22 protein-coding genes and 1 riboswitch are annotated in these 26,628 nt (G+C 34.7%); of the genes, 9 read left to right on the top strand and 13 right to left on the bottom strand.

Annotated elements, in window-relative coordinates; translation table 11 throughout:
* Positions 1 to 287: 287 nt before the first annotated feature.
* Positions 288 to 2,705 (bottom strand): glycerol-3-phosphate 1-O-acyltransferase PlsB, encoded by a 2,418-nt coding sequence (plsB, locus tag J3U00_RS10915; protein ID WP_267332406.1) that lies wholly within the window; start codon positions 2,703 to 2,705, stop codon positions 288 to 290.
* Positions 2,706 to 3,164: 459 nt separating this feature from the next.
* Between plsB and J3U00_RS10910 the strand changes: the two genes are divergently transcribed.
* The 5 genes from J3U00_RS10910 (at position 3,165) to radA (ending at position 8,591) form a co-directional block, all read left to right on the top strand.
* Positions 3,165 to 4,508, top strand: coding sequence for a Na+/H+ antiporter family protein (locus J3U00_RS10910; protein WP_267332405.1), 1,344 nt, complete (start codon positions 3,165 to 3,167; stop codon positions 4,506 to 4,508).
* A gap of 35 nt (positions 4,509 to 4,543) precedes the next feature.
* Positions 4,544 to 5,830: a 16S rRNA (cytosine(967)-C(5))-methyltransferase RsmB gene (gene rsmB, locus J3U00_RS10905; RefSeq protein ID WP_267332404.1), complete on the top strand. Its 1,287-nt coding sequence runs from the start codon at positions 4,544 to 4,546 to the stop codon at positions 5,828 to 5,830.
* Between the two features lie 31 nt (positions 5,831 to 5,861).
* Positions 5,862 to 6,038 carry a winged helix-turn-helix transcriptional regulator gene (locus J3U00_RS10900; RefSeq protein ID WP_267332403.1) on the top strand — a complete coding sequence of 59 codons (177 nt, stop codon included), beginning with the start codon at positions 5,862 to 5,864 and terminating at the stop codon, positions 6,036 to 6,038.
* 192 nt (positions 6,039 to 6,230) lie between these two features.
* Positions 6,231 to 7,205 (top strand): phosphoserine phosphatase, encoded by a 975-nt coding sequence (gene serB / locus J3U00_RS10895; protein ID WP_267332402.1) that lies wholly within the window; start codon positions 6,231 to 6,233, stop codon positions 7,203 to 7,205.
* A gap of 9 nt (positions 7,206 to 7,214) precedes the next feature.
* On the top strand, positions 7,215 to 8,591 hold the full coding sequence (gene radA / locus J3U00_RS10890) for a DNA repair protein RadA (protein ID WP_065735252.1): 1,377 nt from the start codon (positions 7,215 to 7,217) through the stop codon (positions 8,589 to 8,591).
* A 73-nt stretch (positions 8,592 to 8,664) separates the two neighbouring features.
* Here the strand turns inward: radA and ppnN are convergent, their stop codons facing one another.
* Positions 8,665 to 10,041: a nucleotide 5'-monophosphate nucleosidase PpnN gene (ppnN, locus tag J3U00_RS10885; RefSeq protein WP_220225506.1), complete on the bottom strand. Its 1,377-nt coding sequence runs from the start codon at positions 10,039 to 10,041 to the stop codon at positions 8,665 to 8,667.
* 406 nt (positions 10,042 to 10,447) lie between these two features.
* Between ppnN and J3U00_RS10880 the strand changes: the two genes are divergently transcribed.
* A complete protein-coding gene (locus J3U00_RS10880; protein WP_267332401.1) occupies positions 10,448 to 11,455 on the top strand; it encodes a hypothetical protein in 1,008 nt (335 codons plus the stop codon).
* A 22-nt stretch (positions 11,456 to 11,477) separates the two neighbouring features.
* Positions 11,478 to 11,597: riboswitch (molybdenum cofactor riboswitch) on the top strand.
* Entirely contained in the window at positions 11,590 to 12,564 is a 975-nt protein-coding gene (gene moaA, locus J3U00_RS10875; protein WP_220225508.1) for a GTP 3',8-cyclase MoaA, read from the top strand. (Overlaps the previous riboswitch by 8 nt.)
* Here the strand turns inward: moaA and gluQRS are convergent.
* The 3 genes from gluQRS to folK form a co-directional block, all read right to left on the bottom strand.
* Positions 12,544 to 13,425, bottom strand: coding sequence for a tRNA glutamyl-Q(34) synthetase GluQRS (gene gluQRS / locus J3U00_RS10870; protein WP_267332400.1), 882 nt, complete (start codon positions 13,423 to 13,425; stop codon positions 12,544 to 12,546). The genes moaA and gluQRS overlap by 21 nt on opposite strands.
* Positions 13,426 to 13,460: 35 nt before the next feature.
* Positions 13,461 to 13,916: an RNA polymerase-binding protein DksA gene (gene dksA, locus J3U00_RS10865; protein WP_267332399.1), complete on the bottom strand. Its 456-nt coding sequence runs from the start codon at positions 13,914 to 13,916 to the stop codon at positions 13,461 to 13,463.
* Positions 13,917 to 14,051: 135 nt separating this feature from the next.
* On the bottom strand, positions 14,052 to 14,537 hold the full coding sequence (gene folK / locus J3U00_RS10860; protein WP_065561770.1) for a 2-amino-4-hydroxy-6-hydroxymethyldihydropteridine diphosphokinase: 486 nt from the start codon (positions 14,535 to 14,537) through the stop codon (positions 14,052 to 14,054).
* A 186-nt stretch (positions 14,538 to 14,723) separates the two neighbouring features.
* Here folK and J3U00_RS10855 point away from each other — a divergent pair, with 186 nt between their 5' ends.
* Positions 14,724 to 16,082, top strand: coding sequence for an MmgE/PrpD family protein (locus J3U00_RS10855; protein WP_267332397.1), 1,359 nt, complete (start codon positions 14,724 to 14,726; stop codon positions 16,080 to 16,082).
* A gap of 39 nt (positions 16,083 to 16,121) precedes the next feature.
* Here J3U00_RS10855 and J3U00_RS10850 read toward each other — a convergent pair whose 3' ends face one another.
* From J3U00_RS10850 to syd, 8 genes are all read right to left on the bottom strand, one after another.
* On the bottom strand, positions 16,122 to 16,874 hold the full coding sequence (locus J3U00_RS10850; RefSeq protein ID WP_267332396.1) for an amino acid ABC transporter ATP-binding protein: 753 nt from the start codon (positions 16,872 to 16,874) through the stop codon (positions 16,122 to 16,124).
* A 10-nt stretch (positions 16,875 to 16,884) separates the two neighbouring features.
* Entirely contained in the window at positions 16,885 to 17,556 is a 672-nt protein-coding gene (locus tag J3U00_RS10845; protein WP_267332395.1) for an amino acid ABC transporter permease, read from the bottom strand.
* A complete protein-coding gene (locus J3U00_RS10840; protein WP_141673889.1) occupies positions 17,553 to 18,329 on the bottom strand; it encodes an amino acid ABC transporter substrate-binding protein in 777 nt (258 codons plus the stop codon). Before J3U00_RS10840 ends, J3U00_RS10845 begins: the two co-directional genes overlap by 4 nt.
* Positions 18,329 to 18,850 (bottom strand): GNAT family N-acetyltransferase, encoded by a 522-nt coding sequence (locus J3U00_RS10835; protein WP_267332394.1) that lies wholly within the window; start codon positions 18,848 to 18,850, stop codon positions 18,329 to 18,331. Before J3U00_RS10835 ends, J3U00_RS10840 begins: the two co-directional genes overlap by 1 nt.
* Positions 18,847 to 20,208 (bottom strand): adenylosuccinate lyase, encoded by a 1,362-nt coding sequence (gene purB, locus J3U00_RS10830; protein WP_267332393.1) that lies wholly within the window; start codon positions 20,206 to 20,208, stop codon positions 18,847 to 18,849. Before purB ends, J3U00_RS10835 begins: the two co-directional genes overlap by 4 nt.
* A gap of 482 nt (positions 20,209 to 20,690) precedes the next feature.
* Positions 20,691 to 21,278 carry a hypothetical protein gene (locus tag J3U00_RS10825; protein WP_267332392.1) on the bottom strand — a complete coding sequence of 196 codons (588 nt, stop codon included), beginning with the start codon at positions 21,276 to 21,278 and terminating at the stop codon, positions 20,691 to 20,693.
* Between the two features lie 99 nt (positions 21,279 to 21,377).
* Entirely contained in the window at positions 21,378 to 22,553 is a 1,176-nt protein-coding gene (locus tag J3U00_RS10820; RefSeq protein ID WP_267332391.1) for an aromatic amino acid transaminase, read from the bottom strand.
* Positions 22,554 to 22,681: 128 nt separating this feature from the next.
* Positions 22,682 to 23,233: a SecY-interacting protein gene (gene syd, locus J3U00_RS10815; RefSeq protein WP_267332390.1), complete on the bottom strand. Its 552-nt coding sequence runs from the start codon at positions 23,231 to 23,233 to the stop codon at positions 22,682 to 22,684.
* 700 nt (positions 23,234 to 23,933) lie between these two features.
* On the opposite strand from syd, the gene rne reads away from it, so the two are divergent.
* Positions 23,934 to 26,570, top strand: a complete 2,637-nt coding sequence (rne, locus tag J3U00_RS10810) for a ribonuclease E (RefSeq protein ID WP_267330997.1) — start codon at positions 23,934 to 23,936, stop codon at positions 26,568 to 26,570.
* Positions 26,571 to 26,628 lie beyond the last annotated feature (58 nt).

Genomic DNA, 26,628 nt, shown 5'->3' with positions numbered 1-26,628 from the left:
AAAAGCTGACATTACATTTTATTATCTAATTTTTTCGATGTTATAAACATCCTTACTAATTGTAATGATAATATTTAATTGAATGGAAATAAAGGTATACTTTCACAAAAGTTTGACATATGTCAAAAAAAACAATGGTGCTATTTATTAAATTAGTTAATGAAGATTATAAAGAATAAAATTATTTAGAAAACAGTGATAAAGCATAAAAAAAGATACTTTATTTAATGATTGAAGTTTATTCGGCTTACCCAAAATAATCAAGTAAGCCCAAGATAATTTAATTTTTAAGGATTGATTTCATCAATTGTTTGCATTACACGGTTAGTAATTAATGGTTTAAGTATATTATTCATGGTTTCGATTTTCGGTAAATTTGCATCACCTTTATCATCTAAATAACCTTGTTCCCGAAGCGAAGCAACTAGTGTTGAAAAAACACCTTTATCAAAAAATTCAGGGGCATTTATACCATGTAATATTGAAAGCCGTTCTGCAATTAAACGTCCTTCTTTTTCTAAGGTTGCACGACTAATTGTCGGATCTTTTTGCAACAATGAAAATGCAATGACATAGCGTTGTAATGTATCTCTTGATGATGACGCTAACAACTGTAATCCTGACATTTTTAAGTAATTCAATGTTAATTTATCAGGTGAATAACTTATTAGATTCAAATCAGCATAAGTTGCAATAATTTTATTAACGTATTCAGTTAATTGATCTTCATTATGATATAAAAATAGCTCTGATTTTATTAAAGGGAAGAGCAATTTAACCTGCATAAGTACTTCATCAATTGAAATGCGATTATGTTTAAGTAAAATTCTAGCCACAATAGCCGGTATAATCAGTAAATGCTGAATATTATTGCGATAATAGGTCATCAATACTGCTTGTTCGGTAGTTAACCCCACCATTTCACCAACTTCATCAGTAGTAATGACAAATTTACCCATTTCTTTGGCATGTTCAAACATCTCTTCGGCAGTTTGATCGGGAATGGTAATCAAATCAGAGTAAGGAATGTTTTTCAATAATTTTAAAAGATAATCTAAATGCTCTAATAATTTTACTTTTGTTAATGTGCATTGATCAGCGGCTAATAATATTGAACAACATAAATTCATAGCATTAATCGCAGCCGAAGAATTGATGTGCTCCATAATTTGTTTCGCAAGCAAATTAGTTGTTGGTGTTAACCAATTAGGGCGTTGTGTTCCTGTAGGATCAATAGCATCTCGCCATTCAGGTATATGCTGATTTAAAAATTGATTTAAAGGTATTGGGCTACCAAAGTTAACGTAGCCAAAGCCTAGTTTTTTTAATTTTAAGAAGGCTTTAATTGTGCTCCACAAGCTTTCTTTTTCTTTTTTAGCACCACGCAGCTCGTTAGCATAAGTGGCAACTTCTAAAACATGTTCATAACCAATATAGACCGGGACAATTGTGATTGGGCGTGTATCACCCCGTAATAAAGTTTGGATTGTCATCAACAACATTCCGGTTTTAGGGTCGAGTAGTCTTCCTGTGCGTGAGCGCCCACCTTCAATGAAATATTCGACGGCATAACCCCGGATAAACAACTCTGCTAAATACTCTCTAAATACGGCGGTATAGAGTTTGTTACCTTTAAATGAACGGCGGATAAAAAATGCCCCTAAGCGCCTAAAGATAGGGCCTGCTGGCCAGAAATTTAAATTGATACCAGCTGCAATATGTGGTGGAACTAATCCTTGTCGATAAAGTACATAAGACAATAACAAATAGTCCATATGACTTCGATGACATGGTGCATAAACGATTTCGTGTTCATTTTCAGCAAGCTCTCGAACTGGATCAGCGTTTGTTACTTTTAAACCTTGATAAAGTCTGTTCCAAGCCCAAGTAAGAACAAAGTCAGTCACTCTTAGCATGCGGTAAGAAAAATTAGCCGCGATTTCATTTAGAAGTGATAAAGCATTTTTCTTGGTTTTATCTAGCCCAATATGTTTACTTTTAGCTTCTTCTTGTATTGCCTCAGCAAGAGCTGGGTTAGTTAATAATTTATTAAGCATTTCCTGTCTAACAGGCAATTTAGGACCAACAGAAGCCGCTCTTTGTTTAGCAAAGTGAATACGTGCTACACGTGCAAGCTTATGAGCTAAAACAGAAATATCTTGTTTATCATCCACTTTAATATCTTTAAAAGATACGGTTCGAGAAAATCGAGTATAGCAGTCACGACCAGAAATTAAGATTTTATAAAGTTTATAGGTAGCACCTAACACTTGCAGTGAAGGCATTTTTTTGCCTTCTTTATCTGGTTTACGACCAAACATGACAGATACAGGCAACATTTGAACATCAAGTTCATCATTTTGTTGATGCGCTGAAATGTATTCCCTTAAAATTTCGATAGATTTATTTTTTTGTTTACTTGAAGCAAAAATTCCTGGCCCTTTATCGATATAAATATAAGCAGGTACAGTTTTATCATTAATATCAATTCCTAATAAAGGATCTGGTAAATGATATTTTAGACAAAGCGACCTAACTACCATTAAATCAATTTGAGAGTTATAAGGAAGCACATACAAAATTGGACGATGGATATCGAGGTCCAGTTCAGTAATGGGATCGGTAGGAATTGGTTTACTTTTAACAAAAAGCTTAACAGGAATTTGAATTAGTGAAAAATAAATTTTTGTCCACCAAGAAAACATAAAAATAAACCTCATACTTTGTTGCTAACTATATACTTAAATCATTTTAAGTTATTTATTTACCAACCTAATAATGAATGTTTAAGCTGTAAATTGATATGATACTCTAATCTAAAAAACATTAATCCAAGTATATATGCGTTACAGTATAGCAAATTTGCATAATCTTGTAGTGATTACATTATGATAATGACAACGTATTATAAAGGTTTATTTCTATCAGCACCATATCAGCATGAATTGAATATTACCGTTAATTAAAGCAAGTTATTCACACAATTTTCATTAAGGATATAAATCGGTTATTCTTTATTTGCAATGTTAGCATTAAATTTATTATAAGTTTTCTTTAGTCTTACCTAAAAAATAATTTACGCTAGTAAGCGTATACTAACAATTGCACTTTATATATCTATCGCCTAGAATAACTATCTTTATTTTGCTACGAAGAATCTATTTATGAATACTATTCTTGAGCTGTTTTCCTCGGTAAATGCAGTGGTTGTTGCAGTTATTTTAATGTTAGTCCTTTCGCTTTGCCGTGTTCATGTGGTGATTAGCTTAATCATTGGTGCTTTTGTCGGTGGTTTATGTAGCCATTTAACATTAAAAGAAACAATTGACGCTTTTAATACTGGGATTAGCAATGGGGCTAATATTGCGCTTTCTTATGCTATGCTTGGTGCGTTTGCAGTAGCAATTTCAAAATCAGGATTACCAGAATTGTTAGCTGACAAAGCCATTAAGCAGTTAACGACTAATGATGCTAAGACTCGAATTAAATGGTTGTTAATTATCATAATCGGGTTAGTTAGTATTTCCTCACAAAATATCCTCCCAATTCATATCGCCTTTATACCGTTGTTAATTCCGCCACTTTTATATGTGATGTCGAGATTGCAACTAGATAGACGAATGATTGCTTGTATCATGACATTTGGTTTGATTACACCATATATGTTTTTACCTGTCGGATTTGGTAATATCTTCTTAAATCAAATCTTATTAAAAAATATTATTTCATCTGGGATGGATGTTAGCCATGTTAATGTTATGCATGCTATGGCTATTCCGGCTTTTGGTATGTTTGTTGGTCTACTTTGGGCTATTTTCGTTAGTTATCGTAAACCGAGACAATATAAACTGATTCATGAAGAAAGCCATGCCGAAGAGTTTAGTAATGTAAGTACTCGTTCACTTGTAATCTCATTATTAGCAATTATTCTCTCTTTTACTGTCCAACTTTATACTGGATCGATGATTTTAGGTGCTTTAATTGGCTTTATCTGCTTTATTGCTTCAGGCTCAATTAAATGGGGTGAGGCAGACGGAATTTTTACCGATGGTATCAAAATGATGGCGATGATCGGCTTTGTGATGATATCAGCTCAAGGCTTTGCTGAAGTATTAAAACAGACTCATGAAATAGAACCTTTAGTTGTTAATAGTGCCTCATTATTCGCGGGGAATAAAGTAGTAGCATCTTTTATGATGATGTTAGTTGGCTTGATCATTACACTTGGCATTGGTTCATCTTTCTCTACTGTACCAATTATTGCAGCTATCTATGTTCCTTTATGTGTTCAGTTGGGCTTTTCACCAATAGCAACCGTTTGTTTAATTGGTGCGTCAGGAGCGATTGGCGATGCAGGTTCACCTCCTTCAGATACTATTTTAGCAACGTCTGCTGGTTTAAACAGTGATGGTCAGCATGATCATATAAGAGATAGTGTTATTCCAACCTTTACCCATTTTAATATTCCATTGTTTATAGCTGGTTGGGTGGGATCATTAATTTTATAAATATTTAGATTGATGAGTTAAGGTCATTATTGGTTATGAATAAAAAGTCACACTCAAATATTCGAGCTATTTGTGCTCAAGCGATTTTTAATGTACTTGAAGAGGGGCAATCGCTTAGTACGGCCTTAACGTTATTTAGCCATAAAGTAGCAGAAAAAGATCGCGCGCTAATGCAAGAAATCTGTTTTGGTGTGATGCGTGTTTTACCTGAACTTAATTTTTATATTCATACTTTGATGAATAAAGTTCTCACCGGGAAAAATCGAGTTCTACACTATTTATTGTTAGTGGGTATTTACCAAATTTTATATACCAGAATACCTGAACATGCAGCTGTAGGTGAAACAGTTAATGCAGTAAATGATTTAAAAAAATCAGCGCTCAAAGGATTAGTAAATGGCGTATTGCGTGAATTTTTACGCCAACAAGAATCATTACAACAAAAATTTGTACAGGATGATAAAACACCTCAAACTTTGCATCCAAGTTGGTTAGTTAATCGTCTTAAGCAAGCTTATCCCGAGAAATGGCAAGCAATCATTTCTGCCAATAACCAAAAACCACCAATGTGGTTACGCGTTAATCTTAATCACTATTCTGTTAGTGAGTATCAACAATTGTTAACTGAACGGCAAATTGAATCAGAAGCTTTTGCTGATTTGCCTTGTGCTATTAGGGTATTATCGCCTGTAAATGTAACGAAATTACCTTATTTTGCTGAAGGAGCCGTTACCGTACAGGATTTGTCTGCTCAATATGCTGCATATTTGTTAGAACCCCAAAATGGTGAGAAAATTTTGGATATGTGTGCCGCTCCAGGTGGAAAAACAACCCATATCTTAGAAATTGCACCTAAAGCAAATTTATTAGCGGTAGATGTTGATGCAGGTCGTGCTAAACGTATTGAAGAAAATCTGGCTCGCCTAAAACAAGTAGCAGAAGTTAAAGTGGGTGATGGTCTTACAACTGAAAAATGGTGCTCGGGTAAACAATTTGACCGAATTTTGCTTGACGCACCATGCTCGGCAACAGGCGTAATTCGTCGCCATCCTGATATCAAGTGGTTACGGCGAGATAGTGATATTGCGCAACTCACTGAATTGCAACATGGGATCTTAACCAATATTTGGTCTTATTTAAAAACAGGTGGCACTTTAGTCTATGCTACCTGTTCAATCCTACCTGATGAAAACAGATTGCAAATTGAGCGTTTTTTAAAAGAAAACAGCAATGCCCAACTTGTGGGTGATACGAAACAATTTTTACCAACTATACACGGCGGCGATGGCTTTTTCTATGCTGTTTTAAAAAAAAGTAGTTAATACATTTTTACAATGCCAGCTCTGTTTAAAAATGATTAATGTATTAACGCTGAGCATCCAGCTTAAAAAGTTGGAGGAAGATGAACTTATCACTCGTAGTGTATATGGTGAAAAACCACCACTTAAAGTGTTATACAAATTACCCCCTTTGGGTGAAAAAATTGGCCCAGCACTTGAACAGCTTTGTATGTGGGGGGGATCTGTTTAGTATTCTTTCTTCATTTCTAAGCTGAAGCTAATTAATATTGATTAACAATGAAATTTCTTGCAAAAAAAGTTGAGGAACAGGGTTTTTGAGCCGTAAAATTTAAGAAATAACTTCTTATAATCCTTACTTGGACAATCTTTAGTAGATATGGTAAATTCCGAATCTGTTTTACATTTTTAAGACTTTCGATATATGGCTTATACATTAACCTATAATGATCTCCCAGAAAATATTCAATACTGGCAAGGTTTACCTTTGTCTTTAAATGGTTGTGAAGTTGTTCCATTGGATTACAATGCGGGTAAAACGGGTTGGATTATTTATGGGAAAAAGTTAAATAAAACAATGCTTTCAAAATTTCAAAGACAACTTGCAATGCCAATGGTTGTAGTTTCATCTTGGAAAATTAAAACCTATCAAATAGTACGTATTGCTGGCGTAATGCCAAAAAAAGCCAAATCGATTTCGCTAACATTAGGTATTGATGTTTCACCAATTGATAATTTACCCACATTGCATTCTCCAGGTTTATTAGTCATGGATATGGACTCGACCGCAATTGGTATTGAGTGTATTGATGAACTAGCAAAATTACACGGTGTCGGTGAACAAGTTGCTGCAGTGACTGAGCTTGCTATGCGTGGTGAACTTGATTTTGCTACCAGCTTACGTAAACGAGTTGCTACATTAAAAGGCGCACATCAAGATATTTTAGAACAAGTAAAAGAGAGTCTACCATTAACACCAGGATTAACTTATTTAGTTAAAGAGTTGCATAAAAAAAATTGGCATGTTGCCATTGTTTCGGGTGGATTTACCTATTTTGCAAATCATTTAAAACAGAAGTTAAAACTAATTGATGCTCACGCTAATGAATTAGAAATTAAAAACGGTAAGCTGACAGGTAAAGTTAATGGGCAAATTGTTGATGCTAAATATAAAGCGCGGATGTTACAACAATTAGCCATCTCTTTAGATATTCCTATTGAGCAAACTGTTGCGATTGGTGATGGGGCAAATGATTTAATGATGATTAGAATTGCAGGGCTTGGTGTTGCTTATCATGGAAAGCCTAAAGTCGTTGAAAAAGCAAGAATCAGCATCAATTATGCTGATTTAACCGGTTTATGGTGCATCTTATCTACCAGTTTATTAAGTGAAGGCTAGGAGAAGAATTTGGCAAAAACAGTAAAGCGCGCTTATGTCTGTAATGATTGTGGGGCTGACTATCCTCGTTGGCAAGGTCAATGTAGCGCGTGTCATGCATGGAATACTATTACTGAAGTTAGGTTAGCTAGTAGTTCATCACGCAATGACCGATTAACCGGCTATGCCGGTGGTGCAGGGCAAACTAAAATCCAAAAATTATCTGAAATTAGTCTGGAAGCCTTACCCAGATTTTCAACTGGATTTTCTGAATTTGACCGTGTACTTGGTGGTGGTGTAGTACCAGGTAGTGCTATCTTAATTGGTGGTAACCCCGGTGCCGGTAAAAGTACTTTGCTACTGCAAACCATGAGTAAACTGTCAGCACAAATGAATACGCTTTATGTTACTGGTGAGGAATCATTACAACAAGTAGCGATGCGTGCACATCGTTTAGGTTTACCGACAGATAATATTAATATGTTGTCTGAAACCAGTATTGAGCAGATCTGTTTACTTGCTGAGCAGTCACAGCCAAAGTTAATGGTTATTGACTCAATTCAAGTTATGCATCTTGCTGATATTCAATCTTCGCCAGGTAGTGTGGCTCAAGTTCGTGAAACTGCAGCTTATTTAACGCGTTTTGCGAAAACCAAAGGCATAGCCATTATTATGGTTGGCCATGTGACTAAAGATGGCTCACTAGCTGGTCCTAAAGTACTTGAACACTGTATTGATTGCTCAATTTTACTTGATGGTGATGCTGACTCTCGATTTCGAACTTTACGTAGCCATAAAAATCGTTTTGGCGCAGTCAATGAGTTAGGTGTGTTTGCTATGACTGAACAAGGATTGAAAGAAGTCAGTAATCCATCTGCAATCTTTTTAAGTCGTGGTGAAGAGATGCTATCGGGCAGTTCGGTAATGGTGTTATGGGAAGGTACTCGCCCATTGCTGGTTGAAATTCAAGCGTTAGTTGATCATTCTGTATATGGCAATCCAAGGCGAGTAACTGTCGGGCTTGATCAAAATCGGCTGGCACTTTTACTCGCGGTTTTGCATCGCCATGGTGGTTTACAAATGGCTGATCAGGATATTTTTGTTAACGTTGTTGGCGGAGTAAAAGTGACCGAAACTAGTGTCGATTTAGCATTGATTGCTGCATTGGTATCCAGTTTTCGAAATCGCCCTTTACCACAAGATGTGGTTATTTTTGGAGAAATAGGTCTAGGAGGAGAAATACGACCAGTACCAAGTGGTCAAGAGCGTATTTCTGAAGCCGCTAAACATGGTTTCAAAAAGGCAATAGTGCCTATAGCCAATATGCCAAAGAAAAAGCCAGAAAATATGCAGATCTTTGCTGTTAAGAAAGTGTCGGAAGCGTTAGATATTTTAAGTGATCTTTAGAGTGTTCAAATATTGCTAAATACTCCGCCGTTTTTTGTATCGGCGAAGTATAACTGGCTAATATTAAAGTTAATTAATAACAAATTTCATAACAAGGTTGATAGGCACTACCGCCAGGAAGCTTCATGCGATCTTGTTTTACATAGCTAAGCAGTAAATTATCTAATTGCTTCATGATTTCAGGATCACCTTGCAATTTATAGCGACCATGTTCAGCAATTTGCTTCATACCAAACTCTTTAACATTACCAGCAACAATTCCAGAAAAAGCACGGCGTAAATCAGCAGCTAATAATTCAACTGGTTGATCTTTATGTAGATTAAGTGATGCCATGTTTTCATGGGTTGGTTCAAATGGGTGCTGTAATGCTTCATCAATTTTGAGTAACCAGTTAAACCCATAAGCATCACCAGTTGCTAACCGTGATGATTTAACCTGTTTTACCCCATGTTTCATTATGCGAGCAACTTGTTCAGGTGAATCAATGATAATTTCATACAATTTAGTCGCTTCTTCGCCTAAAGTATTACGAATAAATTGATCAATCGCGTCAAAATAATCTTCACACTCTTTTGGGCCTGTTAAAATAATTGGTAAAGTCTGATTTTTATTAGCAGGATTGAGCATAATCCCCAAAATATAAAGTAATTCTTCAGCAGTACCAGGTCCGCCAGGAAAGATAACTATACCATGCGCCATTCGAACAAACGCTTCAAGTCGTTTTTCGATATCTGGCATAATGATAAGTTCATTAACTAACGCATTTGGTGGTTCGGCTGCAATTATCGATGGCTCAGTCATACCAATAAAGCGACTATCTTTTATACGTTGTTGTGCATGACCAACAGCGGCGCCTTTCATTGGTGCTTCCATTATTCCCGGACCGCAGCCTGTACAGATATTAAGTTCTCGTAATCCAAGTTGCATACCAACTTGACGAGCATAATAATATTCACTTTCGTTAATTGAGTGTCCACCCCAACAAACAATTAGATTAGGCTCTTCGCCAACGTGTAGGGCATTGGCATTACGCAGAATAGAAAAAACAAGATTGGTGATGTAATAGGAGTGCTCTTTTTCAAGCTTCTCGTTAGGTACCAAGTGTTTAATTGCCGTAATTTGGCCATTTAAAAAAAGAATATCACGTAAAACCGCAAACAGATTGGCTTGTATGGAGCGAATAATGCGTTTGTCGACAAAAGCACTTTCAGGTGCATCAATAAGCTCTAATTTAACTCCGCGCTCTTTACTGATAACGTTAATTTCGAACGATTTAAATCTATCTAGTAATTCTTTAGTGTTATCCGTTTTACTACCCGCATTAAGAGTAGCTAATGAGCAATTTCTAAATAATTGATAAAGTTCGCTATTTGCTGATTTTTTTAAAATATCAACTTCAGCCTGCGCAAGTAAATCCATTGATCCTAACGGGCTTATATGGGTAATCATCACAACCTCCATTTGACGGTTTTATCGACAAGGAAATCATTATATACTGAAATATAATGAATACTAAGCAAAGCTGAAAATAAGCTTAAATATAAACCAATTAGGTGAGTAAAAAATTATCTCTAGAGACAGAATAATAATTACTCTATAATAAAAAATATTAAAAAAATTAAAATGTTAAATAGACCGGATTTTATGGTTAGTGAGTCATCAATGAGAAAGGATTTTTATTTACTTATTAAAAATTATATCTTGCAGGTGCGAGTGATATATTTAATGATCCGCAGACGCCGAATTTAAACTGTTAACACAATATAAAGGCGAATTATTGTAAAACGCCAGCATTGCTTAACTGACTACCAACTATTGATTAGATAGCATCAATGAGCAATAGAGAAGGAATTTTATGAAATCTTGCACGACAACCTCGATTGAACATTATCAAATTATCACTGGTTATATCACCGATTTAGCAGTCTATCCATCACGAGAGACTTTTATTCAAGCCCGTAAATTAGCTGGGTGTGCTGATATTGATTTAAACTCAATCGGTTATCTCGCTGTGGTGTATAAAATCAATCAAATGATTGCTGCACAGGATTCATCCGGCAAGGACGATACGCCAAATATTGAACAATATTACCGATTTAAATTAGGTGATAAGCTAATTGAAGGGGTTTGTAGTCGTGTTGCTTTTGCTGACGGTGATTATGTTGAGGTAGTGGTTGACCCAATTGATGGTGGCAGCTATTTTGCCTATGCGCTACGTCGACCTGCTGATCATATAATATGGATGCATCCTTATGTTATAGAGGGTACAGAAGCGAGCGTTGAAAATCCTAAAACTCGCACATCACTGATTGTAAAGGCCTTGGAGCTGATCGGCATTTCAAGTTGTATTTGGGGCTTGATACAGCTCTATTTGCAAATCTCATTGGTGCCGACATTGTATCTCTTTATTTTTGGGATAATATTGTTGCCCCCTTTAAATATATTTTGTCGCAAAAAAAAACAAGTCAACACAGGTTCACCGATCGCAGACAGGATTTATATCACTTTAGGCTATCATAATCCTAAGCAGTTTAATATTGAAAAAGAGCAAGCATTATTCTTAAAGAAATTAGAGCAGTTAAGTGCAAATTATATAGCAAATTATAAAGGTCCATTAACCGATGGTGAGGAAATAATAAAAGAATTTCTTGATCAATATAAAGATCAACAATCGCCTAGCGATACTGAAAGTGACAAATTAATTAAGCATTACATAAAAATTGAACAAAATGGTATGCAGTGGGTCTATCTTTATCGCTGTGCGCCGACTATACCCAATTACATCACCGTTATTCATACTGAAAGGAATAATGATGAAATTGAATCATCTAATCAATCATCGAATAGTGATAATTGTCCGTAGTCAATAAATAGTGTCTATGCTAGACTTAAACAAACTCTGAAGCTTTTTCACCTAAGTGAGTTTCATATGGTGGACTAGCCGCGGTATAGCGCAGAAATGGCTATGCTTCCCGATTTGGATAAGGTGTTTGTGATATGCAATTAATGGATAATTTTCAGCGTCGATTTCAATATCTACGCTTGTCGATTACCGAGCAGTGTAATTTTCAGTGCCAATACTGTTTGCCTAATGGTTATCGACCTAATAAAGATCATCGCTTTTTATCGTTAAATGAAATTGACAATGTTGTGTCAACGTTTACTGAACTTGGTGTACATAAAATTCGGCTAACGGGCGGTGAACCGACTTTGCGTCGAGACTTTATTGATATTTTGTCAATAATTTCTGCTTATCCCAGCATCAAACAACTTGCTATCACAACCAATGGTTCACGGTTATTAAAAAATGTGCATTATTGGCAACAAGCAGGACTTAATGCTATTAATATTAGTATTGACAGTTTTTCTCCTTACATTTTTAAACAAATAACAGGCCAAGATAAATTACGTGAGCTGATTCAAGGCGTTGAAAAATCATTAGAAGTAGGTATTAGGAAAGTTAAAATTAATACCGTTTTGATGAAAAATATGAACGACCATCTGGCTGATTATTTAACATGGATTAAAGATCGTTCAGTTGAGTTACGTTTTATAGAATTGATGGAAACAACAGAAAGCCGTGAATTATTTAATCGTTATCATTTAGCTGGACATGTGATGGAATCACAACTTATTGAACAAGGTTGGCAATTACAGTCAAAAGAGGCGTTCTCTGGACCTGCTAAAGTTTATGCGCATAGTGATTATCGAGGTAAGATTGGTCTGATTATGCCGTATTCAAAGGATTTTTGTAAAAGTTGCAATCGATTACGTGTCTCGTCGATCGGTAAATTACATTATTGCTTGTTTGGTGATGCAGCGGTTGATTTACGGGATTTACTACAAAGCTCTGAGCAAAAAGCGCAACTTAAAGCTAGAATTTTATCTTCACTATTAATAAAACCTGAAAAACATTTATTACATACCCACCATTTAGGTATCACACCTAATTTATCTTATATTGGTGGTTAACATACAGTCTTGTTTGGGAATATGATTAATGTCCCAGTGTGATATCGCCCAATCTAATAACGCTTTCTGTGTGGCATCTTGCCAATTTTCGGGTATTTGTTGACCTAAAAATTGTAATGCTTGCACCGTTAATAATTTGGTTTTTTTTATATCAATTGGAGAGGCATGATTTTGCTTCGAGAGTTTATTTCCATGACTATCTAAAGCTAAGGGTAAGTGGCAGTAATTTGGGACTGTAAAATTAAATAATTGATAAAGTGAAATCTGTTTAGCGGTCACAGGTAATAGATCTGCACCACGCACAATTTCGGTTATTCCTTGATAATTATCATCTAATACAACAACTAGATTATAAGCAAATAATCCATCTTTTCGATGAATAATAAAATCTTCTAGTGCATTAATATGATCAATGCTTTGTTGACCTCGAATTTTATCATCAAAAGCGAAAATCGGATGATTTTGCTTTAAACGAATAGCAACGTTATTTAATGCTAAATGTCGCTCACGACAAAATCCATCATAAATATTGTTTTTAAGGCTATGGATCCGTTGTCTGGTACAATCACAATAGTAAGCTTTTTGCTCAGAAATTAATGATGCTAACACTGATCGATAACGTTCACTACAGTTAGACTGATATAAAACTTGATCATCCCAATAAAGATTAAAAGCTTCTAGTGTTTTTAATATTAAAGATGATGCGCTTTTGACTTCCCTTGGGGGATCAATATCTTCAATACGAACAAGCCATTTACCATTGCTGGCCTTGGCTTGTAAGTAGCTACCGAGAGCTGTCACCAACGAACCAAAATGTAATGGTCCAGAAGGTGACGGAGCAAAACGACCAATATATTGCATGGGCGTATAGGATAGAAAGAATAGTTAAATGAGAATCACATACCCATTTGTTTTTCACGAAGTTCAGCTAATGTTTTACAATCGATACATAAATCAGCGGTAGGTCTTGCTTCTAAACGACGGATACCAATTTCAACACCACATGATTCACAATAGCCAAAATCATCGGTTTCAATTTTCTTTAATGTTTTTTCAATTTTTTTGATAAGTTTGCGTTCTCTATCACGCGCTCTTAGTTCTAAACTGAACTCTTCTTCTTGAGTTGCGCGGTCGGCTGGATCTGGGAAATTAGCAGCCTCATCTTGCATATGAGAGACAGTTTTACCCATTTCACCTTGTAATTGTGAAAGCCACGCTTCTAAGATTAGTTTAAAATGTTTCAATTGCTTAGGATTCATATACTCCTCATCTTTTGCCTCTTTATAAGGCTCAAGCCCAGCAATTGATAGCAGACTAAGAGAAGATGTATTTACTTTTTGTTCCTTTTTCACAGCAATCCCCTTAAATACACATTATTTTCAAGCGCTAAACTATAGCAATAAATTAGCCTTTGGCAAATTTTTTTTACTATTTTTTTTGTGCTAAAAGTGCAGAATATTACAACTATATGTTATTAATAAGATTAATTATTCATCCCATTTTTTTAAATTATTCAAAGGACATTTTTTAATTAAATCAAACAGCTTATCGTTATCAGGTAAGATGAGTTCTGGTGAAATATCAAATAAAGGATAGAGTACAAATTCTCTATTTTTCATATGATAATGAGGAATTGTGAGTCTATCGTTGTCTATTATTAAGTCATCGTATAATAATATATCTAAGTCTAATGTCCTTGCTCCCCATCGATTATCTTTGCGTACCCGACCTTGTGATTTTTCTATTGCTTGTAGTTCATCTAATAAAGCTATAGGTTTAAGTGAGGTGGTTAACTTTATAACTGCATTGAGGTAATCATTTTGATCTTGTGGACCGAGCGGTTTACTGCGATAAAATGGTGAAATGTCAGTAACTACGGTATTGGGTAATTGTTTTAGGGCTGCAATAGCTTGATTAGCTTGAGCTAATGGATCGTTAAGATTACTGCCTAAGGCAATATAACATATTGACATAATTGGATGTATTTTTTCGTGATGTTTAAGCATAGAGATATTTTAGCACATATAAAGTGTTATCAAGCTAGATTGCTAAATAATGATTATTTCTAGTTATTAAGATATAGCGATATAATCTTTTAAAAGCATATTTAGTATCCACTATTTGCTCAATATTTATTGAGATTTGTATGAGAGTTTATAATGCATCTAGGTCAACAATTGAGTTTGTTAATAATAAATACACCAATTATTGAGCAACAATCAGTCCTTGAATGTGCAATTAATGGTGTTATTGATTATTTTGCGAGTAGCTTACAGGCATCTAATGAAACTAATGTTCAGCAATTACTGGCTTGGATAAATGATGAAGGTGGCAACAATCGAGCTTGGCTAATTGGTCAAAAAACGTTAGCAACTAGCCGGCAAGCAGCATTATTTAATGGTTTTCAAGCACATTGTTTAGATTATGATGATGTACATATTGATGTACGTGGTCATCCATCAGCGGTTATCTTATCAGCCTTATTTTCTAGTATCCGCTTAGATGATTCATTAACGAGTTTAGATGGTCGTCGTTTTTTAACTGCCTATGTAATAGGTATTGAAGTTATGGCCTTATTGGGACGATGTGTCAATCCTGAACATTATGAAAAAGGTTGGCATACAACAATCACTTTAGGTGGTATTGCCGCAACAGCTGCTATTTGTTATTTATATGATGAACCATTTCTTGCTCAAGCATTAACTTTAGCTGCGACGCAAGCGTCAGGTCTGCGATTAATGATGGGGACACCAATAAAATTTTTGCATGCGGGATTGGCTGCACAACATGCTATACAATCGGTTGAATGGTTAAGAGCTGGGATTTCAGCAGATAAGGATTTTCTTGATGATAACCTCGGTTTTTTATCAATATATGGACAAGGCAATGATAATTTAGATTTAACTGTCTGGGCTAAACCATGGAAAATTGTTGAACCAGGGTTATGGTTTAAGACTTATTCATATTGTTCTGCCGCTTCATATATTGCTGATGCGGGTAAGTTAATTTATAAGCATCCTAAGTTTAATGTAAATAATATTGATTATATTACTCTTTTCTTTGCACCAATTAATAGTGATGCAGCACTGATCTATAAAAAGCCATTATTAGCTGAGCAAGGACGTTTTTCAGCAGAATATATTTTGGCATTGATTTTACTCGGTATACCTATCGATTTTGAACAATTTGCTTCAAAGCCAATAGCTGACAATATCCTACAATTAATCCAAAAAATGCAGCGTAGTTATGATATACAATTAACCTCTCATCCTGATGCATATAATAAGCGCTATGTCGTTATTGAAATAGTATTAAATGATGGACAAAAAATTAGCCAACGACTGGATATTCCTAAAGGATCACCTAAAAATCCTTATAGCCAACAAGAATTGGCCACTAAGTTATTTGGAGCATTGCAAAATGAAATTAAAGCACAACAATTATTGTCTGATATCTATGCTCTAGCCAATGGTATGGATATTAAACAATTACTCATATCGCATTGGAAAATGCTTTGATCTCTACTATAAACAGTTAATTATTTTATAAATATAAGATTAAATTTCAAAATCAATATCATCATTGAGTTGCCGTAAAAAGCGTTGAGTTAACTCGTGTTGTGGGTTATCAATTAATGATTTTGCTGGCCCTTCCTCAACAATAATACCATTAGACATAAAGATGATGCGGTCGGCCACATACTTTGCAAACTCCATTTCATGGGTTACGATTAGCATAGTTATCTTTTCTTTGGCTAGTTTCAGCATCACTTGTAGAACTTCATGAACTCTCTCAGGATCTAACGCAGAAGTTGGTTCATCAAATAATAATACTTTTGGTCTTACAGCTAATGCCCTAGCAATTGCAACACGTTGTTGTTGCCCTCCCGATAATGTTACAGGATATTGATTAGCATAAGCTAACATTCCAACTCGCTCTAACAATGATATTCCGTACTGTTGTGCCTCACTTTTCTTCATTTTCTGTGCAACAATTAATGGATAAGTAATGTTTTCTAAAGCTGTTTTATTTCTAAATAAATTGTAGTGTTGAAAAACCATTGCTGATTGTTTGCGTAAATTGGTCTCTTGCTTATGGTTGTAATGTTCACTATTGAGTATTACTTTATCAATACGAATCGTTCCTGTATTAGGTTTTTCAAGTAAATTAAGACAACGCAATAAGGTTGATTTTCCCGATCCGGAAGGTCCAATAATGGCAACTACTTCACCTTCTTTGATATTAAGATTTATTTCTTTTAAAACTTCATTATTTCCAAATCGTTTTGATAAATGAGATACACTAATCATCATGCTCTCCTTAACGATGATATGGTTTAGTTAGTTTACGTTCTAACTGCTTTTGTAACCATGAATAGGCGACAACAGTTAGCCAGTAAACAATACCGACGGCTAAGTAAGTTTCAAAATAGAGAAAAGAATTAGCAGTTAACATTTTTCCTGCTGCTAATAATTCTTGTACCCCGACAAAAAATGCTACAGAAGAGTCTTTGAGTAGTGAAATAAACATATTCCCCGCATTCGGTAAAGCATTAATCATCGCTTGAGGTAATATAATTCCTTGATAAACCTGAATTGTACTTAATCCTGAGGTTAATCCTGCTTCTTTTTGTCCAAGATCAACCGAAGTTAAGCCAGCACGAAATATCTCGGCTAAATAAGCTGAATATTTTAAACTAAAACAGATAATAGCCGCCGTGGTTGCGCCTACCTGTTTCATAATTGGAAATATTTGTGGTAGGCCATAATAAATAATAAACAGTAAAACGACAGATGGAATTCCACGAAATAAAGAAATAAACAGCGCCAAAAAAGAATCAATTACAATAATTTTATTATTTCTAATCAAAGCAATAGCAAGCCCTAATATAGTGGCAAACACAAATGATGTAATGGCAATAAAAAGTGTAACTGGCAGATAAGGTAATATCTGCGGGAATACACTAAAGAAATAGTTTATATTAAAATTCATGAGGTAATATCTTCACCAAAATATTTAATTGAAAGATTTTTCAATGTTCCATTAACACGTAATTTTTCGATGGCTTGGTTAAATTTTTCTCGTAAAGCTTTACCTTTTTCATCCTTACTAAATGGGAAGGCAACTTGTTCAATAGTAATTGGTTCGCCCACTAATTTGAATGGTAGATTTTTTCGTTTAATTTCTGCCAATAAAATTGGTTTTGAATTGACATAACCATCGACTCTTTGAAATTCTGTATCATGCATTGCACCATCTCGAGTTTCATAGGTTTTGATCGTAATTTCGTTATTAGGAAATGCTTTTTTAAGATTATTAATATGGTTTGAACCAAGTACCCCTGCAATAGTTTTACCATTAAAATCAGTTAACTGATTAATATTGTTATTATCTTTGTGTGTAACAATTTGACTACCATAAAAACTATACGGCTGAGAAAAATCATATTTAGCTTGACGAGTTGGTGTAACTGCCACCGCATTTGCTACCGTATCTAAACGACCTGAGTCAAATTGGCCCATTAATCCACCAAATTCAGCAATTACCCATTCAACTTTAAAACCTAACTCATTGGCAATTGCTTCTGTGACTTCGACATCAAATCCAACTAACTTTCCATCTTGTTTATAACCATTCGGGTAACTTTGACCGGTTGAGCCTACTTTTATAATGTTTTGTTCCGCCGCCTGATTGTTTGATTGATTATCACAACCACTCAGGGTAATTAATAAAATAGCAGAAAACCATGTTATTATTTTTTTCATTATTGATGACTCCTCTTTTTCCATTCGGAATAGTTTTTGTGATTTAATATTTTTTCAAAATAAAGGGTAGTGTGATCACTGGTTAAATTTACTTGCCCTATTTGTTGATATCCTCTTTTGCGATATATATTGGCTAGCCATGGATGATTGGCTGCTGTACCTAAAGTTACGGCGGGAACCTTAAGTTGGTTAATTAAAACTTCTTTTTCAACCCAATCCCATAAAGCATTACCATAGCCTTGTCCTTTATAAATTGGATCTGTTGCAAACCAGCCTAAATGTGGTAATCCATAAGGTCCTGGGTTATTTCCCCATGGAAAACGTATGCTTAAGGTTGATATTAATTTATTGTCCTTTTCTATTATATAAACTGCATTCGAATCAATATGATGAATTATTTCTTCAGGTCCGACAGTAGCTGCTGCAAAATGAATGCCTAACTGTGACGTAGCTTGATATGCTCGGTGCAATAATTGTTGATATGCTGGAATATCGGAACAGCTGATTAAGCGAAAATTCATAATAATACTCCGCTTTGTTCCGCATATTTGATTACTTGGTCGACTTTTTGTGGTGCAGACCCAAGATAATTAATTGGATTTAACCAATTATCAAGTTCAGACTCGGTAAATTGTTCACTTAAACGTGGATCATCCAATAGGAGTGATTTAAATGGTCGGTTTTGTTCAAATGCTTGCATAGCATTTTCATAAATTAAATGGTGAGCAGTTTGTTTCCCTAATCGCTTGCCAATTTCGAACATTATTTTTTCTGATAACAGTAAGCCATTTTGTTTTTTTAAATTAGCTAACATTTGATCAGCATTGACTTTTAGTCCTTTTAAAACAGCTAAAGCGGTTTGAAGTTGTGCTGAAATATAAAGATTAATTTCTGGCAGGGCAATCCATTCTGCTCGCCAGCTCATAGCATCACGTTCATGTTCAACTTTCATTGATTCATGAATAAGTGCCACACTTTTTAATAAAGGCGCGGTAAGACTAGCTAAACCTTCTAAGGCTGCTGGATTACGCTTATGTGGCATGGTAGTTGAGCCAATTTTACCATCTGAAAAGGGTTCTTCCACTTCATTAATTTCCGTTCGCATAAGGTTGTAAAATTCGTTACCAATTTTGCCAAGCGAACCGCTAATAAGAGCAATAACTGATGCGTATTCAGAAAAACGATCTCGTGCAGATTGCCAACCAATATTGGGTGTATTTAGTCCAAGTGAAGTTAATGCACGATTTTCCACTTGTGGACCCAATTCACCCATTGATGCATAAGTACAAATAGCTCCGCTAATATTGCCGACTAAAACTCTTTGTTTTATTTCAGATAAACGTTGTAAATGACGAACAAACTCGTCTAACCAAACCGCTAATTTAAAACCAAATGTCGTCGGTAATGCTTGCATACCATGGGTGCGGCCTACCATCGGTAAAAATTGATATTTTTTTGCTAACCGTTTGAGTTCATTTGCGATCAGTTTGGTATCACGTTCAATTATTGCAAATGATTGTTTTAGTTGTAAGACTGTCGCCGTATCAACAATATCTTGGGTCGTTGCACCATAATGAATAAATTGACCCGCTTCACCCACTTGTTTCTGCAGTGCATTAATGGTTGACATTAAGGAGTGTTTGGCTTTAGCTGCTTCATCGGCTATTTGTTCAATAGATAGTTGAGATGCATCGGCTTTTTCAATAATTGCATCGGCAACCTCGCGTGGAATCACACCTAGTTCACCTTGTGCCTGCGCTAGGGCGACCTCAACTTGTATTTGTTTTTCTAAACGATGTTGTTCTGACCAAATGGCGCGCATTTCACTCGTGCCAAAATTATTACCTAAAATCAAAAAATCTATAACGTGTGATGCCACTAAATCACCCTCAATAATTATTCTCTACTCTGTTTAATAATTATTCATAATAATTCAATCATCGTCTAATAATCAGTTTGTCTATTGATATAACAAAAAGGAATAAAAACGTTGAGTTTTAGCTCATTTTGGTTTCAACCGAACCATTATTGCTAATCATTGATGAACTGATTGGATTTTGGTGTGATACTCCATATCAATTTATATATTTGCTATCAGACGACTACTTAAGTGGGGATTTATAAAAGTGAATAAAAATAAGAATTAGACTTTATATAATTAAAAGATAATCGACAATTATTTTTGTTAGCTCAGTATGTTTAACTTCATTTTGTTACACTTATTTATCTTTGCATTAAAATAATTTAGCACGGATAATATTCAGGTTACTGCTTGATGAATCGGTAAATAGTATGATTCACTGTTTTTGATGATGATTCTTGACAGCAATAGAATAGACGATATTGCTGTCATACTTAGTTCTATGATGCAATATGCAATTCTAATTTTGCTTTCCAGTTTCTGGCATCATTGCCATTTTTTATCGGAATTGAAATTCTTGGCATATTAAAATCATTGGTAAAAAGTATTAAACTATAATGCTCTTTTTCTTTATAATGCGTTTTTGCTGAATTTCTATTACCCTCTGTTTTAGCTACCGTTTTTGTCGTTACTTCCAGTTCAACATTTCTGAAAAAATCATGAGGAACGCTAGCATATATATTTGCTACTGGATTCACAAAATAAAAAGTCTTACTATTGGGATAATATATAACAGAAGTTGCATTTATTTTTCCTATAGTAAGATCAGGCGTCCAACTCATATTTAAATTTTTTGCTAAAAATTTTATTTTATTTGAGTTTTTTAGATTTACATAAATACTAAGTATGAAAGTCACGACAAAAATCACAAAGAAAAGATAACCGATATTCCTTAGTATATTTGAACTAACAAAGAGATTAACGAATAATATAATTAGAGATATAAAAAAATAAAAAAAATTTGCGTTAATTAAACCAATAATTATCGAACCCGCATTTAAAACTGAGCGTAAATCTTTACTAATCATTTTACAATCCTTGATGCTTTAAATAAAAAATGCCTATATATCATGATACAGCCCTTACAACTACAAATTAAATCATCCAAAATTTTGCTAATAATATTTTTATAACACTTCAACTATTGATTCACAAAGTCTAGACATATTATCAATAGTCATTCCCGCAACATTGATACGACCTGAATTGACCATATAGATGCCATACTCATCACGCAATTTTATTACCTGTTCTTCACTTAAACCACTAAATGAGAACATACCATTTTGTTTAGCAATAAAGCTGAAGTCTTGGTTAGCACTTTTATCTTGTAGTGTTTTTACAAATAACTGTCGCATACGATGAATTCGTTGTCGCATACTGGTTAATTCGTCAATCCACTCTTCTTTTAGCTCATCATTATTTAAAATATAAGAGACAATTTTGGCGCCATGTGCTGGTGGATTAGAGTAATTGGCTCTAATAATAGTTTTTACTTGACTAAATGCTCGATCGGCAATTTCGCTATCAGCAGCAATTAAAGTAAATGCCCCAACACGTTCATTATAAAGTCCAAAGTTTTTTGAGTAAGAACTAGCAATTAGGAGTTCTGGTTGGTTATTGGCAAATAGTCTAAGTCCATATACATCTTCTTCTATTCCTTGTCCAAATCCTTGATAAGCTAAGTCGAATAGTGGTAACCAACCGTTTTTTAACGCTAATTCCGAAATAGCTTGCCATTGTTCAGGCGTTGGATCGATACCAGTTGGGTTGTGGCAGCAGCCATGAAATAGTACCGCATCACCAGCGACAACTTGACTTAAATCAGTCATTAAACCATCAAAATCTAGGTCTCGCGTTAATGAATTGTAGTAACGATATTCACGAACTTCTAAGCCTGCGGTTTGAAATACGCTACGATGATTAGGCCAAGATGGATTACTTATCCATACTCGTTTTACTTTGGTACGTCGAGATAAAAAATCAGCCATAATTCGTAATGCACCAGTGCCTCCAGGTGCTTGAGCTGTTCTAGCTCGTTGATTTTCAGTACCAAATAGTAGAATTTGGGTAGCATTATTAAATGAGTTAAGACCATCAATTGGTAAATAACTTTTTGTGATTTCATCATTTAAAATCAGATGCTCAGCTTTTTTTACACTTTCTAAAATAGGTGTTTTGGTCGTCTCGTCTTTATAAACACCAACACTTAAATTGATTTTGTTAGTGCGTTCGTCCTTGTTATAAAGATCCGCTAAACCTAAAATGGGATCTGCAGGCGCTGCTAATAAATATTCAAACATAATATACCTATTTCTTTTTTTGAGCTTCAATGCATTATATACACATTGTTTGGCAAGTTACAATTTCGTTAACAATCAGGCTTCAAAGCAATAATTTTACCACTATGGGTGTTTTCAAATACAAATTGTTAACTTTCAATTTCAAGTTTTTCAAGAAATGATTTTAAATCAGGTGCTAATGTGATTAATTGTCCTGTTATTAAATCTTCTTTAACAATTTCAGCAGTTAAATTATTTATTGCAATAATTTCAGTGTCCTTATTAGTTGAGCCAATAAAAAGAGTCGGTTGGCGTTTTAATTTTTTTTGCTGTGATAAATGCGCAATTAAATTTTGCTCTAAATTAGAGAAGTCGTCATCACTCCATGGTTGAAGTAAAATTACATCAATATCGGCAAACTTTGCAGCCATATTAGCCGCATATTGTGTCCCATAATAAATATGAGCGCTTTGATGTATTTTTATATTAATTACTTGTTCAACGATGGTTAAATTTCTTGGTGGAATAAGTAAATAAGGCTGCCAATAAACAGTAAGATTTTCGGTTTTTATAATACAAGGAGAAGGTAATGAATGTAACTCTTCACTTTGGGGTACACCATCAAATTGAGCAATCCAACGATGGGTAAAATCAATTAAGGCAATTTTTTCAGGTAATTCCATAGATAAATATTTGTTCATTTTGTAAGCAAATCTAAATTATATTATACGGATAAAATTGGGATATGCACCTGTGTTAATGTTAGGTTTGTAAATTACTAAAATAGGTCATAAAACTATCAGTAATGATGTAGAAAATTTAGACAAAATCAAATTTAGAAAACTAGCGACTAATGCTGCATTTTATTATACTTTTAGCCTATTTTATTGAGCGTTTAAAATTAATACTTAATTGTTTATAAAATAATCACTTTAATTTACTTGCTATCCTCTGCTGAAACGTGAATAATAGACAAGGATAATTTATCCTTGTAATGCAGCAATGGCGTTAGACATTACAGTTTGTCAAAATAAAATAGCGTAAGTAGAATTATTATAATTAATTAATATGTTTATTTTAAACAATCATATAAAGATTTAGTGGTTTGTTAAATTGTAGAAATTTGCAAACTCATCATTGAAATAATATCAATAATTGTATGTTTAGTGGTGTTCAAAAAGTATATAAGTGTTTTGAATGTAATATTACCTCTAAAAATGTATTGATGTTGTATATACGGATTTCACATAAAATAATAACAAAAATAACATAAATAAAATAATGAAATACTGTATACAAAATATTAAGTTAAGTACTATTGTTTATCATTGTTAAAATAAGCATTTATTAATAATAAGATTCTACCTACAGTTAATTTAGATTAATGAAGAGTGTAGAATAATGAAAAGAATGCTAATCAATGCAACCCAGCAAGAAGAGCTGCGAGTTGCCCTTGTTGATGGCCAACGCTTGTATGATTTAGATATCGAAAGCCTTGGTCACGAACAAAAAAAAGCCAATATATATAAAGGCAAAATCACTAAAATCAACCCTAGTTTAGAAGCCGCTTTTGTTTCATATGGTGGTGAGCGAGATGGTTTTTTACCATTAAAAGAGATCGCAGAAAGCTATTTCCCTTCAAATATTTCTGGCCGGCGTAGTATTAAACATCTGCAAGAAGGCCAAGAAGTCCTTATCCAAATTGAAAAAGAGATTCGTGGTAAAAAAGGTGCTGCTTTAACGACTTATATTAGTTTAGCTGGTAGCTATTTAGTTTTAATGCCAAATGACCCAAGAGCAGGTGGGGTTTCGCGCCGTATTGAGGGAGAAGAGCGTGCAGATCTAAAAAGAGTTATCGATGCGCTAGAAAAACCAAAGGGCATGGGTGTAATAGCTAGAACAGCGGGTGTGGGTAAAAGCCAAGAAGAGTTACAACAGGATTTAAATGCGTTAGTTAATTATTGGACAGCGATTCAAAATGAGTCAAAAAATCATCCAGCACCAAGCTTAATTCATAAAGAAAGTGACATTATTACTCGAGCATTTCGTGATTATTTACGTGATGATGTGGGTGATATTCTTATTGATAATCCTAAAGTACTGGAAATTGCAAAAAAACGATTAGCTGATTTAGGTCGTGTTGAGTATGTTAGTCGTCTTAAACTTTATGAAGGTGATGTACCATTATTTAATCATTTTCAAATCGAAGGTCAGATTGAATCGGCATTCCAACGGGAAGTTCGCTTACCATCTGGTGGTTCGATTGTTATTGATGCAACTGAAGCATTAACTGCGATCGATATTAACTCAGCTAAATCTATTCGTGGTAGCGATATTGAAGAGACTGCATTTAATACTAATCTTGAAGCGGCAGAAGAGATTGCTCGCCAATTGCGATTACGTGATTTAGGTGGCTTGATTGTCATCGACTTTATTGATATGACGCCAATTCGTAATCAACGTGAAGTGGAAAATCGCTTAAAAGAAGCGATGAAAACCGATCGAGCAAGAATCCAAACCACTCGTATTTCCCGTTTTGGTTTGCTCGAAATGTCTCGTCAACGTTTAAGCCCATCTCTACGTGAAGCAACTCATCATATATGTCCTCGTTGTCAAGGAACAGGTACAGTTCGTGATAATAATTCATTATCACTTTCAATTCTTCGCTTAATTCAAGAAGAGGCGATGAAAGATAATACGGTTCAAATTGATGTGATTGTGCCAGTACCAATTGCTAGCTATTTGCTTAACGAAAAGCGTCGTGCGATTAATAATATCGAAAGAATGCATCCGGATGTTAAAATCGTCATTGCTGGTGATGAAGAAATGGAAACACCACTTTATAAAGTGATTCGTAAACGTAGTGGTGAAGAGACAGATGTATTAAGCTACAATTTACCTAAACTAATCCGTGAGCTTGAAGAGGAAGAAGAAGATCAAGTCGCTGAATTAGTGGTAGAGCAAGCTGTATTATCAGGTCCTAAAGTAGAAGCGAGTAAAGCATCTAAAGCGAAAAGTGAACCGAAAAAAGTTGAAAAATCTAGTGGCTTATTTGGTGGTTTATTTAAGAAAATTCGTCAGTTATTTGTTTCTGAAAAGGTAGAACCTAAACCAGAAGTTAAGCCTCAATCAAATAAAAAACGAGATAATCAACGCTCAAATAATAGACGTCAGCGTAATAATCGTAACAATTCAGCTGCAAATAATAATGTTGCAACTGATGAAGTTAAAGAGACTACACGCTCTAATCGGCGTACAAAACAAAATAATAATTCATCTAATGCTGCGAATAATATAAAAGCTGATAAAGTCGTTAATGAGGCGGCACAACCACCTAAGCAAAAAGAAGCGAAACCAAGACGTCAACAGCGTGCATTAACGAAGAGTGTTCGTGTTAAAAATAGTGATGTACCTGCTCAAGCTGAAAAAGTGTGTATCCCTACTTTATTATTGCCAGTTATTGTTCCTGAAACAGGCGATAATGCTGTAACTAACGATTCACAACCGAAGCGTCAACGAAGAACATCTCGTCATTTGCGTATGAATACACCACGGACTAAACGACGCGGTAAAAATAGCGAATTAAAACAGTCTGCAATGCCATTGCAATTTGCTGCTGCGTCATTAGAGCTTGCATTAGGCCGTGTATCGGTTGATTATAGTCAAGTTAGCCATGATGAATCGTGTAATGCTGTTCCAGTGATCCCTTCACTTTTATTACCAATTGTAATTAAAGATGATGTAGACATCGCTAAAAACGTAGTTGCTAGTGAATCTCAATCAAATATCACAACTCAAGCAAATATTGAGAAATCACCTACAACTCAGGTAACAACAGAATCTACAGCAGATCCTGCAGCGGGTTATTCATCATCAATAATGACTAAGGCTCCAGCTCCGGACTATGTGGAATCTGATAGTGGAATAAAAACACGAGAAGAGTTGGATTATCGTTATGACGGTAAAGGTAATGCTGGTGGATTAAGTGCTCAAGATCATGCTTATGCCGCAGCAAGTAAACCGGTCATACCTGAATAGCAGATAACGAAAACAACAGTGATAGATATCACTGTTGTTTTTACTCATAATAAAGATA

This window comes from Gilliamella sp. B3127 (assembly GCF_026536935.1).
GTDB classification, from domain to species: Bacteria; Pseudomonadota; Gammaproteobacteria; order Enterobacterales; family Orbaceae; genus Gilliamella; species Gilliamella apicola_E.
The sequence above is the reverse complement of the archived record's forward strand: the minus strand, read 5'-3'. Positions and strand labels throughout refer to the sequence as shown.

Coding starts and splice junctions, on each gene's coding strand:
- folK (WP_065561770.1), bottom strand. CDS start 14,537: ATGTCAATATGTTATATTGCCTTAGGCAGTAATCTTAACGATCCATTA.
- moaA (WP_220225508.1), top strand. CDS start 11,590: ATGCAATTAATGGATAATTTTCAGCGTCGATTTCAATATCTACGCTTG.
- J3U00_RS10835 (WP_267332394.1), bottom strand. CDS start 18,850: ATGAATTTTCGCTTAATCAGCTGTTCCGATATTCCAGCATATCAACAA.
- gluQRS (WP_267332400.1), bottom strand. CDS start 13,425: ATGCAATATATTGGTCGTTTTGCTCCGTCACCTTCTGGACCATTACAT.
- J3U00_RS10910 (WP_267332405.1), top strand. CDS start 3,165: ATGAATACTATTCTTGAGCTGTTTTCCTCGGTAAATGCAGTGGTTGTT.
- J3U00_RS10880 (WP_267332401.1), top strand. CDS start 10,448: ATGAAATCTTGCACGACAACCTCGATTGAACATTATCAAATTATCACT.
- J3U00_RS10845 (WP_267332395.1), bottom strand. CDS start 17,556: ATGAATTTTAATATAAACTATTTCTTTAGTGTATTCCCGCAGATATTA.
- ppnN (WP_220225506.1), bottom strand. CDS start 10,041: ATGATTACCCATATAAGCCCGTTAGGATCAATGGATTTACTTGCGCAG.
- J3U00_RS10820 (WP_267332391.1), bottom strand. CDS start 22,553: ATGTTTGAATATTTATTAGCAGCGCCTGCAGATCCCATTTTAGGTTTA.
- syd (WP_267332390.1), bottom strand. CDS start 23,233: ATGAACAAATATTTATCTATGGAATTACCTGAAAAAATTGCCTTAATT.
- rsmB (WP_267332404.1), top strand. CDS start 4,544: ATGAATAAAAAGTCACACTCAAATATTCGAGCTATTTGTGCTCAAGCG.
- J3U00_RS10900 (WP_267332403.1), top strand. CDS start 5,862: ATGATTAATGTATTAACGCTGAGCATCCAGCTTAAAAAGTTGGAGGAA.
- J3U00_RS10825 (WP_267332392.1), bottom strand. CDS start 21,278: ATGATTAGTAAAGATTTACGCTCAGTTTTAAATGCGGGTTCGATAATT.
- J3U00_RS10840 (WP_141673889.1), bottom strand. CDS start 18,329: ATGAAAAAAATAATAACATGGTTTTCTGCTATTTTATTAATTACCCTG.
- serB (WP_267332402.1), top strand. CDS start 6,231: ATGGCTTATACATTAACCTATAATGATCTCCCAGAAAATATTCAATAC.
- J3U00_RS10850 (WP_267332396.1), bottom strand. CDS start 16,874: ATGATTAGTGTATCTCATTTATCAAAACGATTTGGAAATAATGAAGTT.
- J3U00_RS10855 (WP_267332397.1), top strand. CDS start 14,724: ATGCATCTAGGTCAACAATTGAGTTTGTTAATAATAAATACACCAATT.
- plsB (WP_267332406.1), bottom strand. CDS start 2,705: ATGTTTTCTTGGTGGACAAAAATTTATTTTTCACTAATTCAAATTCCT.
- rne (WP_267330997.1), top strand. CDS start 23,934: ATGAAAAGAATGCTAATCAATGCAACCCAGCAAGAAGAGCTGCGAGTT.